Annotated in this window: 13 protein-coding genes; 4 read left to right on the forward strand and 9 right to left on the reverse strand. The window is 71.5% G+C overall.

The window, feature by feature from the left end:
* Positions 1-171: 171 nt before the first annotated feature.
* The 4 genes from CP980_RS09200 to CP980_RS09215 all read left to right on the forward strand — a co-directional run bounded on the left by CP980_RS09200 (position 172) and on the right by CP980_RS09215 (position 4,153).
* Positions 172-963, forward strand: a complete 792-nt coding sequence (locus CP980_RS09200) for an ABC transporter ATP-binding protein (RefSeq protein WP_150527952.1) — start codon at positions 172-174, stop codon at positions 961-963.
* Entirely contained in the window at positions 945-2,018 is a 1,074-nt protein-coding gene (locus CP980_RS09205) for a hypothetical protein (RefSeq protein ID WP_132757094.1), read from the forward strand. Before CP980_RS09200 ends, CP980_RS09205 begins: the two co-directional genes overlap by 19 nt.
* 26 nt (positions 2,019-2,044) lie before the next feature.
* On the forward strand, positions 2,045-3,151 hold the full coding sequence (locus CP980_RS09210; protein WP_150527953.1) for an LOG family protein: 1,107 nt from the start codon (positions 2,045-2,047) through the stop codon (positions 3,149-3,151).
* A gap of 99 nt (positions 3,152-3,250) precedes the next feature.
* A complete protein-coding gene (locus CP980_RS09215; protein WP_099889247.1) occupies positions 3,251-4,153 on the forward strand; it encodes a DMT family protein in 903 nt (300 codons plus the stop codon).
* A gap of 37 nt (positions 4,154-4,190) precedes the next feature.
* Here the strand turns inward: CP980_RS09215 and CP980_RS09220 are convergent, their stop codons facing one another.
* The 9 genes from CP980_RS09220 to rpsB all read right to left on the reverse strand — a co-directional run bounded on the left by CP980_RS09220 (position 4,191) and on the right by rpsB (position 14,052).
* Positions 4,191-5,225 (reverse strand): ABC transporter ATP-binding protein, encoded by a 1,035-nt coding sequence (locus tag CP980_RS09220; protein WP_150527954.1) that lies wholly within the window; start codon positions 5,223-5,225, stop codon positions 4,191-4,193.
* Positions 5,225-6,907: an ABC transporter permease gene (locus CP980_RS09225; RefSeq protein ID WP_373313006.1), complete on the reverse strand. Its 1,683-nt coding sequence runs from the start codon at positions 6,905-6,907 to the stop codon at positions 5,225-5,227. The genes CP980_RS09220 and CP980_RS09225 overlap by 1 nt, the downstream gene beginning before the upstream one ends.
* Positions 6,883-7,983, reverse strand: coding sequence for a thiamine ABC transporter substrate-binding protein (locus tag CP980_RS09230; RefSeq protein ID WP_099889250.1), 1,101 nt, complete (start codon positions 7,981-7,983; stop codon positions 6,883-6,885). Before CP980_RS09230 ends, CP980_RS09225 begins: the two co-directional genes overlap by 25 nt.
* A 271-nt stretch (positions 7,984-8,254) precedes the next feature.
* Complete coding sequence (rlmN, locus tag CP980_RS09235; RefSeq protein ID WP_099889251.1) at positions 8,255-9,370, reverse strand: dual-specificity RNA methyltransferase RlmN; 1,116 nt, start codon at positions 9,368-9,370, stop codon at positions 8,255-8,257.
* 169 nt (positions 9,371-9,539) lie between these two features.
* Positions 9,540-10,613, reverse strand: coding sequence for a phosphatidate cytidylyltransferase (locus CP980_RS09240; RefSeq protein ID WP_132757086.1), 1,074 nt, complete (start codon positions 10,611-10,613; stop codon positions 9,540-9,542).
* Positions 10,613-11,170: a ribosome recycling factor gene (gene frr / locus CP980_RS09245; RefSeq protein ID WP_132757084.1), complete on the reverse strand. Its 558-nt coding sequence runs from the start codon at positions 11,168-11,170 to the stop codon at positions 10,613-10,615. Before frr ends, CP980_RS09240 begins: the two co-directional genes overlap by 1 nt.
* An 85-nt stretch (positions 11,171-11,255) precedes the next feature.
* On the reverse strand, positions 11,256-12,035 hold the full coding sequence (gene pyrH, locus CP980_RS09250) for a UMP kinase (protein WP_030162523.1): 780 nt from the start codon (positions 12,033-12,035) through the stop codon (positions 11,256-11,258).
* Between the two features lie 163 nt (positions 12,036-12,198).
* Complete coding sequence (tsf, locus tag CP980_RS09255) at positions 12,199-13,035, reverse strand: translation elongation factor Ts (protein WP_132757082.1); 837 nt, start codon at positions 13,033-13,035, stop codon at positions 12,199-12,201.
* A gap of 135 nt (positions 13,036-13,170) precedes the next feature.
* The gene (gene rpsB, locus CP980_RS09260; protein WP_030162517.1) at positions 13,171-14,052 is read right to left on the reverse strand and encodes a 30S ribosomal protein S2; all 882 of its coding nucleotides are present in this window, start codon (positions 14,050-14,052) and stop codon (positions 13,171-13,173) included.
* Positions 14,053-14,259 lie beyond the last annotated feature (207 nt).

Here is a 14,259-nt window from a genome sequence, read left to right on the forward strand (position 1 = left end):
GACGAGCAGTGAATAGTCCGGACCACACGGCCCGGATCCCCCGTTCGAGTGAGAACGCGGGGGTCCGGGCCGTGTGCTGTCACCATCCAAGACGTTCATCTCTTTACATCTCAGTGCGGCGCCAGTGACCGAACGGGTTCCGCTTCGTTCCCCCGGACGGAGGTGTACGCCATGGTGGCTCCACCGGACAACGCCCCACCGGACAATGACGTCCTCTGGGCACGGTCCGTTCACTACTCCCACGGAGGTTCACCGGGCCTGATCGGGGTCTCGGTGGGCGTCCGCCAGGGCGAGGTCCTGGCCCTGACCGGCCCGCGCGGCAGCGGGAAGACCACCCTGCTGCGCTGCCTGTCCGGACATCTGGTCCCCGAGCAGGGCGAGATCTGGTTCAACAGCGTGCCCGTCCACACCATGGGCCCCGTCGCCCGCGAACGGCTGCGCCGCGACCGCTTCGGCTGGATCGGCCCCGATCCCCAGCTGCTGCCCGAGCTCAAGGTGTGGGAGAACGCGGCCCTGCCGCTGCTGGTATCCGGCGCCTCCCACCGCACCGCCAAGGCCGCCGCCTGCGAATGGCTGGACCGGCTCGACATCGGCGCCTTCGCCCGCAAGCGCCCCGGCGCGCTGACCCGCGCCGAGTCCCAGCGGGTCGCGCTGGCCCGGGCCCTGGTCAAGGAGCCCTCGGTGGTCTTCGCCGACGAGCCCACCGCCCCCCTGCACCGCGCCGAGCGCGCCCTGCTCCTGCGTACGCTCACCACCGCGGCCCGCTCGCACGGGATCACCGTGCTGCTGGCCACCCACGACGAGGAGAGCGCGGCCGTCGCCGACCGCCGGGTCGAACTGCTCGACGGGCGGCCCGCCGCGGCCGCGGCCGCGGCCGCCGACGGCGCCCTCGGTGCGAACGGCGCCGACGGTCCTTCCGACGAGACCCCGGAAGGCCAGGCCGCGTGCTCGCTCTCCGCCTAGCCCGCGGCTCCCGCCCGCTCGTCCAGCTGCGCCGGCTGCTGGTCTCCGCCGCCTGCGCCGCGACGGGATTCCTCCTGCTGTACGTGCTCGCGGAAGCCACCGACCGGCCTGCCGGATCGTTCCCGCGCCTGCTGTGGGCGCTGGTTCCCCTCGCCGTCACCGTGCAGTTCGCGGTCGCCGTCGCCCGGACCGACCCCGCGACCCGGCCCCGCGAAGGGCTGGACGCCGTCGGGCTGGGCCCCGTACGGCTGCTCCTCGTCGCCGTGGTCTCCACCGCCGTCGCGTGCACCCTGGGCAGCGCCCTGGCCCTGGCCGCCTTCCTGCACCTGCGCGGCGAGCTCACCGGCCTGCCCTTCGACGGAGCCGCGGCCGGACTGCTCCACGCCGACCGGCCGCTGCCCGTGGCGGCCGCCCTCACCCTGCTGGCCCTGATCCCGCTGAGCGCCTGCGCCGCCACCGCCCTCGCCCTGCGCCCGCACGCGCCGCCGGCCCCGCAGACCGCCCTGCCCTGGGGCATCTCCCTCACCGCCTGCGGACTGGCCGTCGAGGCGTACGCGGGCCCCGGCGGCGCCGGGATGCCGGCCGGCTGGGCCCTCACCGCCGTCGGTCTCTCCCTCGCGGGTCCCGGGCTCGCCTACGCCTGCGGAGCGCTGGTCCAGGCGGCCCGCCCCGGCGCGATGCGGCTGCTGGCCGGGCGGACCCTCCAGGAGGAGGCACCCCGGCTGGGCCGCCCCCTCGGCGTCCTGTGCGCGGTCGGCGCGGGGGCCCTCACCGCCGCGGCCCTGCGCGAGCGCGGCGGCCTCGGCGTCCCGCTGGGCCCGCTGACCGGGCCGGCCTGCGCCCTGGTCGTCCTGTGCGCGGCCGCGACCCTGGTCACCCGCGCCGTCGAGGTGCGCCAGGACCGCTCGGCCGCGCGGACGGCACTGCGCGACATGGGCGCCCCGGGCGGAGTCCTCCGTACGGCCGCGACCTTGCGCGCCACCGCGCTGGTGGCCGTCTGCGCGCCGGTCGTATGGGGTGTGGCGCAGCTGACGTCGCTGGCATTGACCCGCTGACCCGGGCAGCCCTTAGGGTGGGCCGAATGGTCAACGGATACATCGACACCGAGATCGAGACGCTCGCCGAGTTCGACCGGGTCGCGGCCCGCGGCTCGCTCAGCGGCTACCGGGTCCAGTCGGTCAACCTGATGGAGCGCACGTTCGCCCTCCTCTCCGCCGACACCTCCGCGGCCGTCTTCCTCGGCTGCGCGATGGAGCCCGACGCCTCGGCGAAGGTGCGCGCGGACGGCGCCCTCGTCTTCCCGCCCGTCCCGGACCTCCCCTTCGACCCGTACCGCGGTCTGCTGTACGGCGCCGACGAGCTGTTCGCGGGGCTGGCGGACGGCTACGAGACCACCCCGGACGCCCAGTCGTACGCCTGGTTCCAGGAGTCCAAGGCGGACGGCGACATCTTCTCCTCGATGCTGCGGTCGATCCACGACGACGCGGTCTCCGACGCCCTCGACGAACACCTCGCCGGCGCCCGGGTGGTGGGCGTCATGGGCGGCCACGCGATGGCCCGAGGCGGCCTCGACTACCAGGGCGCGGCAGAACTCGGCCGCGAACTGGCCCGGTCCGGACTGACGGTGGCCACCGGCGGCGGCCCGGGCGCGATGGAGGCGGCCAACCTCGGCGCCTACCTGGCGCCCGCCCCGGACGAGGCCCTGGCGGAGGCCCTGGAGATCCTGGCCAAGGCCCCTTCGTTCGTCCCCTCGGTCTCCGACTGGGCGCGGGCGGCCTTCGCCGTACGCGACCGCTGGCCCGGGGGCGGCGACTCCGTGGGCATCCCCACCTGGTTCTACGGGCACGAGCCGCCGAACGCCTTCGCCGGCCACATCGCCAAGTACTTCGCGAACGCCACCCGCGAGGACGGGCTGCTCGCCCGGTCGAACGCGGGCGTCGTCTTCCTGCCGGGCGCTGCGGGCACCCTCCAGGAGATATTCGACAACGCGACGCCGAACTACTACGGGTCGCGGGGCGAACCGACCCCGATGGTGCTCGTCGACCGTACGCACTGGACCGAGCACCTGCCGGCGTGGCCGCTGCTCCAGGCGCTGGCGCGCGGCCGGGCGATGGAGTCGCGGATCGCTCTGGTCGACTCGGTGGACGAGGTCCCCGCCGTGCTCGCGGCGATGGACGTGAAGAACTAGACGAACCGGAGGGCGGTCCGAGGCAACTTCCCGGCCCGATCACACGTCTGCCCTAGGTAATCAAAACGCAAAACCTGCCAGACGTGAACGGAGCCCTCGGTGCTCATAGGCCTGCTGACCGCGATCGCGGCGTCCATCTGCTACGGCACGGGATCCGTCCTGCAAGCCGTGGGCTCCCGCCGGGCGGCCCGGACGACCCCGGCCGCCGCGGGGGTGACCGCGCACGGTGGCCCGAACCTCTCGTCCACCGCCAAGGCGGCGATGACATGGGAGTTCATCGTCGGCACCATCCTCGACTTCGTCGGCTTCGGGCTGGGTGCGCTCGCCGCCCGGCTCCTGCCGCTGTTCCTCTCCCAGACGGTGATCAGCGCCAACCTGGTGATCACGGCCGTGCTCAGCGTCAAGATGCTGGGCATCCGGCTGACCCGTAAGGAATGGACCTCGATCGGCGTCGTCTGCGCGGCGCTGGTGCTGCTGGCGACCGCCGCCGGCCACGAGGGCGGCCACCACGCCCCCATGTCCACGCACTGGTGGCTGTTCGCGGTGACCCTGCTGATCATCGCGGGCGGCACGGTGGCCGTCCGCCTCCTCGGCTCCCGGGCGGCGATCCTGGCCGGCCTGCTGTCGGGGCTCGCCTTCGGCGCGCTGGGCGTGGGCGTACGGATCCTGGACGGCATCGACCCGTTCGACCTGGGCACGCTCCTCGCCGACCCGGCCCTCTACGCCATCGTGCTGGCCGGCGTGGGCGGCATGTACCTGCACACGGTCGCCCTCCAGATCGGCTCGGTGAACGGCGCGACGGCCGCGCTGGTCGTCGGCGAAACCGTCCTGCCGGGCGCGATCGGCGTCCTGTGGCTGGGCGACGCCTCCCGCCCGGGCCTGGCCTGGCTGGCGGTCCTCGGCTTCGTCCTGGCCGTCGCGGGCGCGGTGGCGGTCGCCTGGTACGGCAACCACGAGGGCGCGCAGGCCCCGGCGCAGGAACCGGCTCCCGCCGGCGTCTGAGGCGGCGGGGACGAGCCCGGGCTCCCGGCGGCCACGGCTACGCCGCCGGGAGCACGACCACCTCGGCCGGCGAGAAGGCCACCGCGACCCGGTCGCCCACCGTCGGCGCCCCGGCCAGCCCGCACTCCGCCTCCAGCTCCGGCCCCGCCTCCGGCCGCAGCCGCAGTGCGACATGCGTCCCGCGGAACGTCCGCGCGAGCACCTCGCACCGCAGGCCGGCCGCCGCCTGCACCACCCCGGCGGGCCGGATCAGCAGGTTCTGCTCCCCCTGCGGCGACCCGGCCGGCACCCGCACCTCCCCCCACGCCGTCACCGCGGCCCCGCCGGCCACCACGGCCGGGATCACGTTCTCGAAGCCGAGGAACCGCGCCACGAACTCCGAAGCCGGCCGCTGCCACACCTCCAGCGGGGTCCCGGCCTGCGCGATCCGCCCCTCCCGCATCACCACCACCCGGTCGGCCAGCGCGAAGGCCTCCCCCTGATCGTGCGTGACGGCCAGCACGGTGGTCCCGAGCCGGGAGAACAGCTCCCGCAACTCCACCACCAGCCGCTCCCGAAGCCCCCGGTCCAGCTGGCCCAGCGGCTCGTCCAGCATCAGCAGCCGCGGCGACGGCGCCAGCGCCCGCGCCAGGGCGACCCGCTGCTGCTCACCGCCCGACAGCGAGGCCACCGGGCGGCCCTGGGCCCCCGGGAGCCCGACCAGCTCCAGCAACTCGGCGACCCGCTCCTCGTACGATCCGCGGCCTGGCCTCCCGGCCGAGCCCCGCATGCGCAGCCCGAACGCGACGTTCCCGCCCACGTCCCGGTGCGGGAACAGCTGGTGGTCCTGGAACATCAGGCCCACCCCGCGCCGGTGCACGGGCACCCGCGCCTGGTCCGCCCCGCCCAGCAGGACCCGCCCCGCCGAGACGGGCTGGAGCCCGGCCACCACCCGCAGCAACGTGGACTTGCCGCTTCCGCTGGGCCCCAGCACACACACGACCTCGTGCTCGGCGACCTCCAGGTCGACCGCGTCCACGACGGCACGTTCACCGAAGCGGACCGACACCCCCGCCAGTTCGAGCAACGTCATCAGAACTCTCCCGAGGTCTTGTCGGGCCGCAGGCGCTCCAGCACCAGCAGGGCCGCCGCGCACACCAGCATCAAGATCGTGCTCAGGGCCATCGCCTGCCCGTAGTTCATCTCACCCGCCCGCCCCAGCAACCGCGCCACGGCCACCGGCAGCGTCGGCCGGTCGGGCCGGGCGATGAAGACGGTCGCCCCGAACTCCCCGAGCGAGACGGCGAAGGCGAATCCGGCCGCGATGAGCAGCGCCCGCCGCACCAGCGGCAGGTCCACCTCCCGCCAGGCCCGCAGCGGAGACGCCCCCAGCACGGCGGCGGCCTCGCGCAGCCGCCCGTCCACGGCGCGCAGTACCGGCAGCATGGTCCGTACGACGAACGGCACGCCGACCAGCGCCTGCGCGAGCGGCACCAGGATCCACGAGGTCCGCAGGTCCAGCGGGGGCTCGTCCAGGGTGATCAGGAACCCGAAACCGACGGTCACCGCCGAGACCCCCAGCGGAAGCATCAGCAGCGCGTCGAACCCGCGCACGAACCGGCCCCCGCGCCGGGTCAGCGCCGCCGCCGCGAGCCCCCCGACAGCCAAGGCGATGGCCGTGGCGGCGAGCGCGTACTGGAGGGAGTTCCAAATGGCCTCCAGCGGCGGCACCAGAAACGTTCCGCCACCCGCGCCCACGTCCTGGAGCGCCCGGTAGAACCCGAACCCGTACCCGCCCGGCGCATCGAGGGAGCGCTCCACCAGCACCGCCAGCGGGGCCACGATCAGCAGCGCCACCGTCAGCAGCACCCCGCCCAGCAGGGCGCGCTGCCCCGGCCCGCGGACCCGGTGCGCGGTCCGCGCCGGATCGACGAGCCGCAGGGCGGTCTCGCGCCGGCGCACGGTCCAGGCGTGGATACCGAGGATCAGGCCGACCGCCGCGAACTGGACCATCGTGAGGACGGCGGCCGTCGGCAGGTCCAGCAGCTGCGCGGTCTGCCGGTAGACCTCCACCTCCAAGGTGGCGTACGAGGGCCCGCCGAGGATCTGCACGACGCCGAAGGAGGTGAACGTGAACAGGAACACCATCAGCGAGGCCGCGGCCACCGCCGGCCCGAGCGCGGGCAGGGTCACCCGCCGCCAGGCGGCGAACCGTCCGGCGCCGAGGACCCGTGCGGCCTCCTCCTGGCGCGGGTCCAGCTGCGCCCACAGCCCGCCGACCGTCCGTACGACGACGGCGTAGTTGAAGAAGACGTGCGCGAGCAGGATCGCCCACACGGTGGTGTCCAGCCGGACGCCCCACACCTCGTCCAGCAGCCCTCCCCGCCCGACCAGCGCCAGGAACGCCGTGCCGACGACCACCGTCGGCAGCACGAACGGGACGGTGACCACCGCCCGCAGCAGTTGCTTGCCGGGGAACTCGAAGCGCGCGAACACGTACGCGCCGGGGAGTGCGATCAGGAGCGTGAGCGCCGTCGACGCGAGCGCCTGCCAGGTGGTGAACCAGAGCACGTCGGCGATGTCGGGCCGGGCCAGCACCTCGCCGATCCGGCCGAACTGCCATCCCTCGTCGGTCTTGATCCCGCGGCCCACGATCGCGGCCACGGGATACGCGAAGAACAGCCCGAAGAAGGCGAGCGGCACGGCCATCAGCAGGAGCCGGACGGCCGTGCCGCGCGCGCTCTCGCGTGCTACTTCACGACGAGCGAGGACCATGCCTTGACCCACTGCTCACGGTTCTTGGCGATCGTCTCGGGAGCCACGTTCTCGGGCTTCTCGATGACCACGCCGTGCTTCGTGAACAGCTCCGGCAGCTTCGCGTCCTTGACCACCGGGTTCACGAACATCTGCAGCGGCATGTCCTCCTGGAACTTCTTGCTCACCAGGAAGTCGAGGAGCGCCTTGCCGCCCTCCTCGTTCTTCGCGCCCTTGAGCAGGCCCGCGAACTCGACCTGGCGGAAGCAGGTGCCGGTGGCCACGCCCGTGGGGGCCTCGGCCGGCTGCGGCTCCCCGTACAGGACCTCGACCGGCGGGCTGGAGGCGTACGAGACGACCAGCGGCCGGTCGCCCTTGGCCTTCTTGCCGCCCGCGGAGCCGGAGAAACGCTCGTTGTAGGCCTGCTCCCAGCCGTCGACGACCTCGACGCCGTTGGCCTTGAGCTTGCTCCAGTAGTCCTTCCAGCCTTCCTCGCCGTACTTGCCGACGGAGGCGAGCAGGAAGCCGAGGCCCGGCGAGGAGGTCGCCGCGTTCTCGGTGACCAGCAGGTTCTTGTACTCCGGCTTGACCAGGTCGTCCAGCGTCTGCGGCGGGGCGATCTTCTTGTCGGCGAAGTACGCCTTGTCGTAGTTGACGCAGATGTCGCCGGAGTCGACCGGGGTGACCCGGTGCTCCTTGTCGAGCACGTACTCGGGCTTCACGTCGGCCAGGCCCTTGACCTCGTACGGGGTGAAGATGCCGTTGTCGAGGGCGCGCGAGAGCAGCGTGTTGTCCACACCGAAGAAGACGTCGCCGCGCGGCGAGCCCTTGGTGAGGATCTCCTGGTTGAGGGCGGCGCCCGCGTCCCCGGACTTCAGGACCTTGACCGTGTAGCCGCTCTGCTGCTCGAACTCCTTGAGGACCGTGTCGGTCACGTTGAAGGAGTCGTGCGAGACGAGCGTGACCGTCTTGGACTTCGGCGCGCCGCTCTCGCCGGAGGCGGACTCGTCCTTGCCCCCGCCGCCGCAGGCGCTGAGCGTGGCGACGCCGAGCGCGGCCGCGAGCGCGGCGCCCGCGAACTTCTTGGTGGTGCTCACTGGTGATTTCCTCCTGGGATGACCAGGAGAAGACGCGGCCCTGCCCGGCGCTCCGTGCGAGCGGTCGCCGGGCAGGGCGCAACAGCTTGAGTGATGACCGAACTTCCTACCCCGAATGACCGGGGCGAGGTTCAGAGGGTCTGCGGATGACGGTTACCGCACTCTCAGCGCTGTGGCGCTCCCCTGTCGGAATATGCAATTGGTTCGGCCACAGGGTACCCCGTGGCCGAATCGGGCCCGCGGGCCCGATTCGGCCCGCGGAAACCGCGGGCTAGCGCTCCGAGGCGGCCAGCTGGCCGCACGCGCCGTCGATCTCCTGGCCGCGGGTGTCCCGGACGGTCACCGGCACGCCGTGGCGGGCGATGGCCTCGACGAAGGCCTTCTCGTCCTCGGGGCGCGAGGCGGTCCACTTCGAGCCCGGCGTCGGGTTCAGCGGGATCAGGTTGACGTGGACGCGCTTGCCCTTGAGCAGGCGGCCGAGGAGGTCACCGCGCCAGGCCTGGTCGTTGATGTCGCGGATCAGGGCGTACTCGATGGAGATCCGGCGGCCGGACTTCTCGGCGTACTCCCAGGCCGCGTCCAGGACCTCGCGGACCTTCCAGCGGGTGTTCACGGGGACGAGGGTGTCGCGCAGCTCGTCGTCCGGCGCGTGCAGCGAGACCGCGAGGCGGCACTTGAAGCCCTCGTCGGCGAAGCGCAGCATCGCCGGGACCAGGCCGACGGTGGAGACGGTGATGCCGCGCTGCGACAGTCCGAGGCCGTCGGGCTCGGGGTCGGTGAGGCGGCGGATGGCGCCGACGACCCGCTTGTAGTTGGCCAGCGGCTCGCCCATGCCCATGAAGACGATGTTGGACAGCCGGGCGGGGCCGCCGGGGACCTCGCCGTCGCGCAGCGCGCGCATGCCGTCGACGATCTGGTGGACGATCTCGGCCGTGGACAGGTTGCGGTCCAGGCCGGCCTGGCCGGTGGCGCAGAACGGGCAGTTCATGCCGCAGCCGGCCTGCGAGGAGATGCACATGGTGACCCGGTCGGGGTAGCGCATCAGCACGGACTCGACGAGCGTGCCGTCGTGCAGCTTCCACAGGGTCTTGCGCGTGGTGTCGTCGTCGCACGAGATGTGCCGGACGACGTTCATCAGCTCGGGCAGCAGCTCCTGCTGGAGCTTCTCGCGCGAGCCCGCCGGGATGTCGGTCCACTCGGCCGGGTCGTGCGCGTACCGGGCGAAGTAGTGCTGCGAGAGCTGCTTGGCCCGGAACGGCTTCTCGCCGATCGCGGCGACCGCCTCGCGACGCTCCTCGGGGGTGAGGTCGGCGAGATGCCGGGGCGGCTTCTTCGCTCCGCGAGGGGCGACGAAGGTGAGCTCTCCCGGGACGGGACGCGGGGCCATGAGTGGTACTCCTCAAGTCTTACGAACCCTGGGCGGGCGATCTCCGGACACGCGCGGGGTCAACGTGATGGCACGACCGGTGCCCGGAGAGCTCACGGGTCCATCCCCGCAGACGCGGAGAAAGCGCGCCACTTGCCAGTGGCGCGCTTTCCAGGATAACCCGGGCGGCTCAGCCGGTGCCGACGAAGGCGGCGAGCAGCAGCCACACCACCGGGGCGGTCGGCAGCAGGGAGTCGAGGCGGTCCATGATGCCGCCGTGGCCCGGGAGCAGCGTGCCCATGTCCTTGATGCCCAGGTCCCGCTTGATCATCGACTCGCCGAGGTCACCCAGCGTGGCGCTGACCGCGACCGCGAGACCGAGTAGCAGACCCTGCCACCAGGCGCCCCCGTCGATCAGGAACTCCATGCACAGCGCGCCGGCCGCCATCGCGAAGGCCACCGCGCCGAACAGCCCCTCGCGGGTCTTGCCGGGGCTGATGCGCGGCGCCAGCTTGGTCTTGCCGAAGCGCCAGCCCACCGCGTACGCCCCGGTGTCGCTGACCACGGTCAGCAGCAGGAACGTGACCACGCGCTCCGGACCGTCGTCGGCGGTGAGCAGCATCGCGACGAACGTGGCCAGGAAGGGCACGTAGAACGCCGCGAAGACACCCGCGGTGACGTCCTTGAGGTAGTCCTCGGGCGGTTCGGTCATCCGCCAGACCAGGACCGCCAGCGCGGTCAGGGCCATGGCCACCCAGGCGCCCTCGGCCCCCCGGACGTATCCGGCGATGACCATGGCGGCGCCGCCGACCGCGAGCGGGACGAGCGGCGCCTTGATGCCCTTCTTCTCCTGGAGCCGGGAGGTCAGCTCCCACAGGCCCACGACGACCGCGACGACGATCACGCCGACGAAGACCGCCTTGACGATGAACAGCGAAGCGAAGATCACCGCACCGAGGCCGACACCGACCCCTATGGCGGCACGCAGGTCTCGCCCCGCCCGCTTCTTCGGCGGGGGCGTGGCGTCCTGCGGTGCCTGCGAGGGCGGGGGCGGGGGGCTGGGCATGGGCTCCTGCGGCAGCGTCTCGGCGCGGAACGGGGGGCCGCCGTCGGTGGCGGCCCCCCGATCGCGTGCTTCCCGGTCGTCGAAGTCACGGCCGGCGGCATCGGGCACGATGGGCATGGGCCGAGTGTGCGGGCCCACCAGCGCATCGTATGCGGGACCCGCCGGAACCGGCTCCGTGGCCCAGGGAGAGTCGTTCATCAGACCTCGAGGAGCTCGGCTTCCTTGTGCTTGAGCAGCTCGTCGACCTGCGTGACGTACTTCGCGGTGGTGTCGTCGAGCTCCTTCTCCGCGCGGCGCACCTCGTCCTCGCCGGACTCCTTGTCCTTGACGAGCTTGTCGAGGGAGTCCTTCGCCTTGCGGCGGACGGCGCGGATCGAGACCTTGGAGTCCTCGGCCTTGGTGCGCGCGACCTTGATGTACTCCTTGCGGCGGTCCTGCGTCAGCTCGGGGAAGGTCACCCGGATGATATTGCCGTCGTTGCTGGGGTTGACGCCCAGGTCGGAGTCCCGGATCGCCTGCTCGATGTTGCGCAGGGCGCTCTTGTCGAACGGGGTCACGATCGCCATGCGCGGCTCGGGCACCGAGAAGGACGCGAGCTGGTTGATGGGCGTGATGGCGCCGTAGTAGTCCGCCACGATCTTGTTGAACATCGCCGGGTGCGCACGACCGGTGCGGATCGCCGCGAAGTCTTCCTTGGCGACGACGACGGCCTTCTCCATCTTCTCCTCGGCCTCGAGGAGGATTTCTTCGATCACCACGTGCTCCTGCATGTCAGATATGGATGGTTCAGGCGGGCGGGGCGGGCTCGGCCGAGCGGGGCCGGGCCCGGCGTCGAGACGCTCAGGCCCGGGTGCCCTGGTCGCTCACGAGCGTGCCGATCTTCTCACCCTTGACGGCGCGGGCGATATTGCCCTCGGCGAGCAGCTCGAAGACCAGGATCGGCAGCTTGTTGTCGCGGCACAGAGTGATGGCGGTGGCGTCGGCGACCTTGAGGTCGCGGGACAGCACCTCGCTGTACTCCAGCGCGTCGAACTTCACCGCGTCGGGGTTCTTCTTCGGGTCGGAGTCGTAGACCCCGTCGACGCCGTTCTTGCCCATGAGCAGGGCCTCGGCGTCGATCTCCAGGGCCCGCTGGGCGGCCGTGGTGTCGGTGGAGAAGTACGGCATGCCCATGCCGGCGCCGAAGATCACGACGCGTCCCTTCTCCAGGTGCCGTACGGCGCGCAGCGGGATGTACGGCTCCGCGACCTGACCCATGGTGATGGCGGTCTGCACACGGGAGTCGATGCCTTCCTTCTCCAGGAAGTCCTGGAGGGCGAGGCAGTTCATGACGGTGCCGAGCATGCCCATGTAGTCGGACCGCGCACGGTCCATGCCGCGCTGCTGGAGTTCGGCGCCGCGGAAGAAGTTCCCGCCGCCGATCACGACGGCGATCTCCGCGCCGTCACGGACCACCGCGGCGATTTCGCGCGCGATGGCATGGACGACGTCGGGGTCGACGCCCAGTCCTCCACCACCGGAGAAGGCTTCGCCCGACAGCTTCAGCATGAAGCGGCGGCCCTTCTTGTCGTGGTCGCTCTTGTCGTCGGAAGCGGTGTGGGGGTCCACGCCCTGATTCATGGAGATCTCCTCGTGCACATACGAAGAAGGCCATTGCCGGTGGGTCCTCGCGGTTCCCTCTACGGCAATGGCCTCCTCGTCAGATCTGCGGTCGTTCCGCGCGCACGCGGACGACTGCTTCAGACCCTACCGGGGTCCGGTGTCCGTCGTTGTAAGGACGGACTCAGATGCCGACCTTGATGCGCGAGAAACGCACCAGGGTGACACCGGCCTCGTCCAGAACCTTCTGGACGGACTTCTTGGCGTCCAGGGCGTACGCCTGGCCGAGCAGCGTGTTGTCGCGGAAGAAGCCGTTGACACGACCCTCGACGATCTTCGGCAGGGCGGCCTCGGGCTTGCCCTCCGCGCGGGTGACCTCTTCGGCGACGCGGCGCTCGGACTCGACGACCTCGGCCGGGACGTCCTCGGCGGACAGCCACTTCGGCGCGAACGCGGCGATGTGCTGCGCGACGCCGCGGGCGACCTCGGCGTTGGGCTTGTCCAGCTCGACCAGGACACCGATCTGGAACGGCAGGTCGGGCATGGTGCGGTGCATGTACGCCGTGACGTAACCGCCGGTGAACTGCGCGAAGCGGTCCAGGACGATCTTCTCGCCGAGGTTGGCGTTCGCCTCGTCCACGAAGGCCGTGACGGTCTTGCCGGGGGCGATCTCGGACGCGAGGAGCGTCTCGATGTCGGCCGGGGAGGTGGCGGCGACGTGCGCGGCCAGCTCGTTGGCGACGGCGAGGAACTTCTCGCCCTTCGCGACGAAGTCCGTCTCGCACTTCAGCTCGACGATGACACCGGAGGTGTTGTCGTCGGCGATGAGGGACACGACGGCACCGTTCTCGGCGGAACGGCCCTCGCGCTTGGCGACGCCCTTCTGACCCTTGATACGGAGCGCCTCGACGGCCTTGTCGACGTCACCGTCGGAGTCGACCAGCGCGTTCTTGCAGTCCAGCATGCCGGCGCCGGTGAGCTCGCGGAGCTTCTTGACGTCAGCGGCGGTGTAGTTCGCCATGAGTCTGTGATTCTCTCTCGAAGTCGTAGATCTACGGGTGAACGGCGGAGGAGACGCGCTCGTGGCGCGGCTCCCCCGCCGTCATCGTCCGTGCTGCGAGTGCCCGGCGGATGAACGCCGGGCTCTCTCAGAGGGTCAGGCCTGCTCGGCGTCGGCGGCCGGAGCCTCGACGACGGCCTCGGCCGCGGGGGCCTCGACAGCGGCCTCGGCCGGGGCGGCCTCGGCGTCGTCGGCCTTCTTCTCGCCCTCGAGCAGGTCGCGCTCCCACTCGGCGAGCGGCTCGGCGGCGGCCTTCTCGCCCGGCTTCGAGTCACCGGTCGCAGCGCCGGAGCGGGCGATGAGGCCCTCGGCGACGGCGTCGGCGATCACGCGGGTGAGCAGGGTGACGGAGCGGATCGCGTCGTCGTTGCCCGGGATCTTGTAGTCGACCTCGTCGGGGTCGCAGTTGGTGTCGAGGATCGCGACGACCGGGATGTGGAGCTTGCGCGCCTCACCGACGGCGATGTGCTCCTTCTTGGTGTCGACGATCCAGACGGCGCTGGGAACCTTCGACATCTCGCGGATACCACCGAGGGTCTTCTCCAGCTTGGTCTTCTCGCGGGAGAGGACCAGGAGCTCCTTCTTGGTGAGACCCGAGGCGGCGACGTCCTCGAAGTCGATCGCCTCAAGCTCCTTCAGACGCTGGAGGCGCTTGTAGACGGTGGAGAAGTTGGTGAGCATGCCACCCAGCCACCGCTGGTTGACGTACGGCATACCAACGCGCGTCGCCTGCTCGGCGATGGCCTCCTGGGCCTGCTTCTTGGTACCGACGAACATGATGGAGCCGCCGTGGGCGACGGTCTCCTTGACGAACTCGTAGGCGCGGTCGATGTACGACAGCGACTGGAGCAGGTCGATGATGTAGATGCCGTTGCGCTCGGTGAAGATGAAGCGCTTCATCTTCGGGTTCCAGCGACGGGTCTGGTGACCGAAGTGGACGCCGCTTTCCAGCAGCTCCCGCATCGTTACGACGGCCATGGCCATCTCCTTGGTTTCTCGGTTTGGTTCCTGACGCCCCACCGCGCCCTGCCCCCGTCGAAGGGGACCGAGAGACGCTTCCACCTGGCCTGAGCGGCTGGTGCTGGGGCGTGCGAAGTCGACCCGGTGACCCGGATCGCCGTAAGAAGTGTACGGGACCGGGCGGTATGCCAGGTGACGCCGTTGTCCACACCCGGCCGGTTGTCC

Origin of the sequence: Streptomyces vinaceus, assembly GCF_008704935.1 — a bacterium.
In the GTDB taxonomy this organism is placed as follows: Bacteria; Actinomycetota; Actinomycetes; order Streptomycetales; family Streptomycetaceae; genus Streptomyces; species Streptomyces vinaceus.

Excerpts from the sequence above, each read along its gene's own strand:
- CP980_RS09200 (WP_150527952.1), top strand. The coding sequence starts at position 172 with ATGGTGGCTCCACCGGACAACGCCCCACCGGACAATGACGTCCTCTGG.
- CP980_RS09210 (WP_150527953.1), top strand. The coding sequence starts at position 2,045 with ATGGTCAACGGATACATCGACACCGAGATCGAGACGCTCGCCGAGTTC.
- CP980_RS09220 (WP_150527954.1), bottom strand. The coding sequence starts at position 5,225 with ATGACGTTGCTCGAACTGGCGGGGGTGTCGGTCCGCTTCGGTGAACGT.
- CP980_RS09225 (WP_373313006.1), bottom strand. The coding sequence starts at position 6,907 with ATGGTCCTCGCTCGTCGTGAAGTAGCACGCGAGAGCGCGCGCGGCACG.
- rlmN (WP_099889251.1), bottom strand. The coding sequence starts at position 9,370 with ATGGCCCCGCGTCCCGTCCCGGGAGAGCTCACCTTCGTCGCCCCTCGC.
- CP980_RS09240 (WP_132757086.1), bottom strand. The coding sequence starts at position 10,613 with ATGAACGACTCTCCCTGGGCCACGGAGCCGGTTCCGGCGGGTCCCGCA.
- pyrH (WP_030162523.1), bottom strand. The coding sequence starts at position 12,035 with ATGAATCAGGGCGTGGACCCCCACACCGCTTCCGACGACAAGAGCGAC.
- tsf (WP_132757082.1), bottom strand. The coding sequence starts at position 13,035 with ATGGCGAACTACACCGCCGCTGACGTCAAGAAGCTCCGCGAGCTCACC.
- rpsB (WP_030162517.1), bottom strand. The coding sequence starts at position 14,052 with ATGGCCGTCGTAACGATGCGGGAGCTGCTGGAAAGCGGCGTCCACTTC.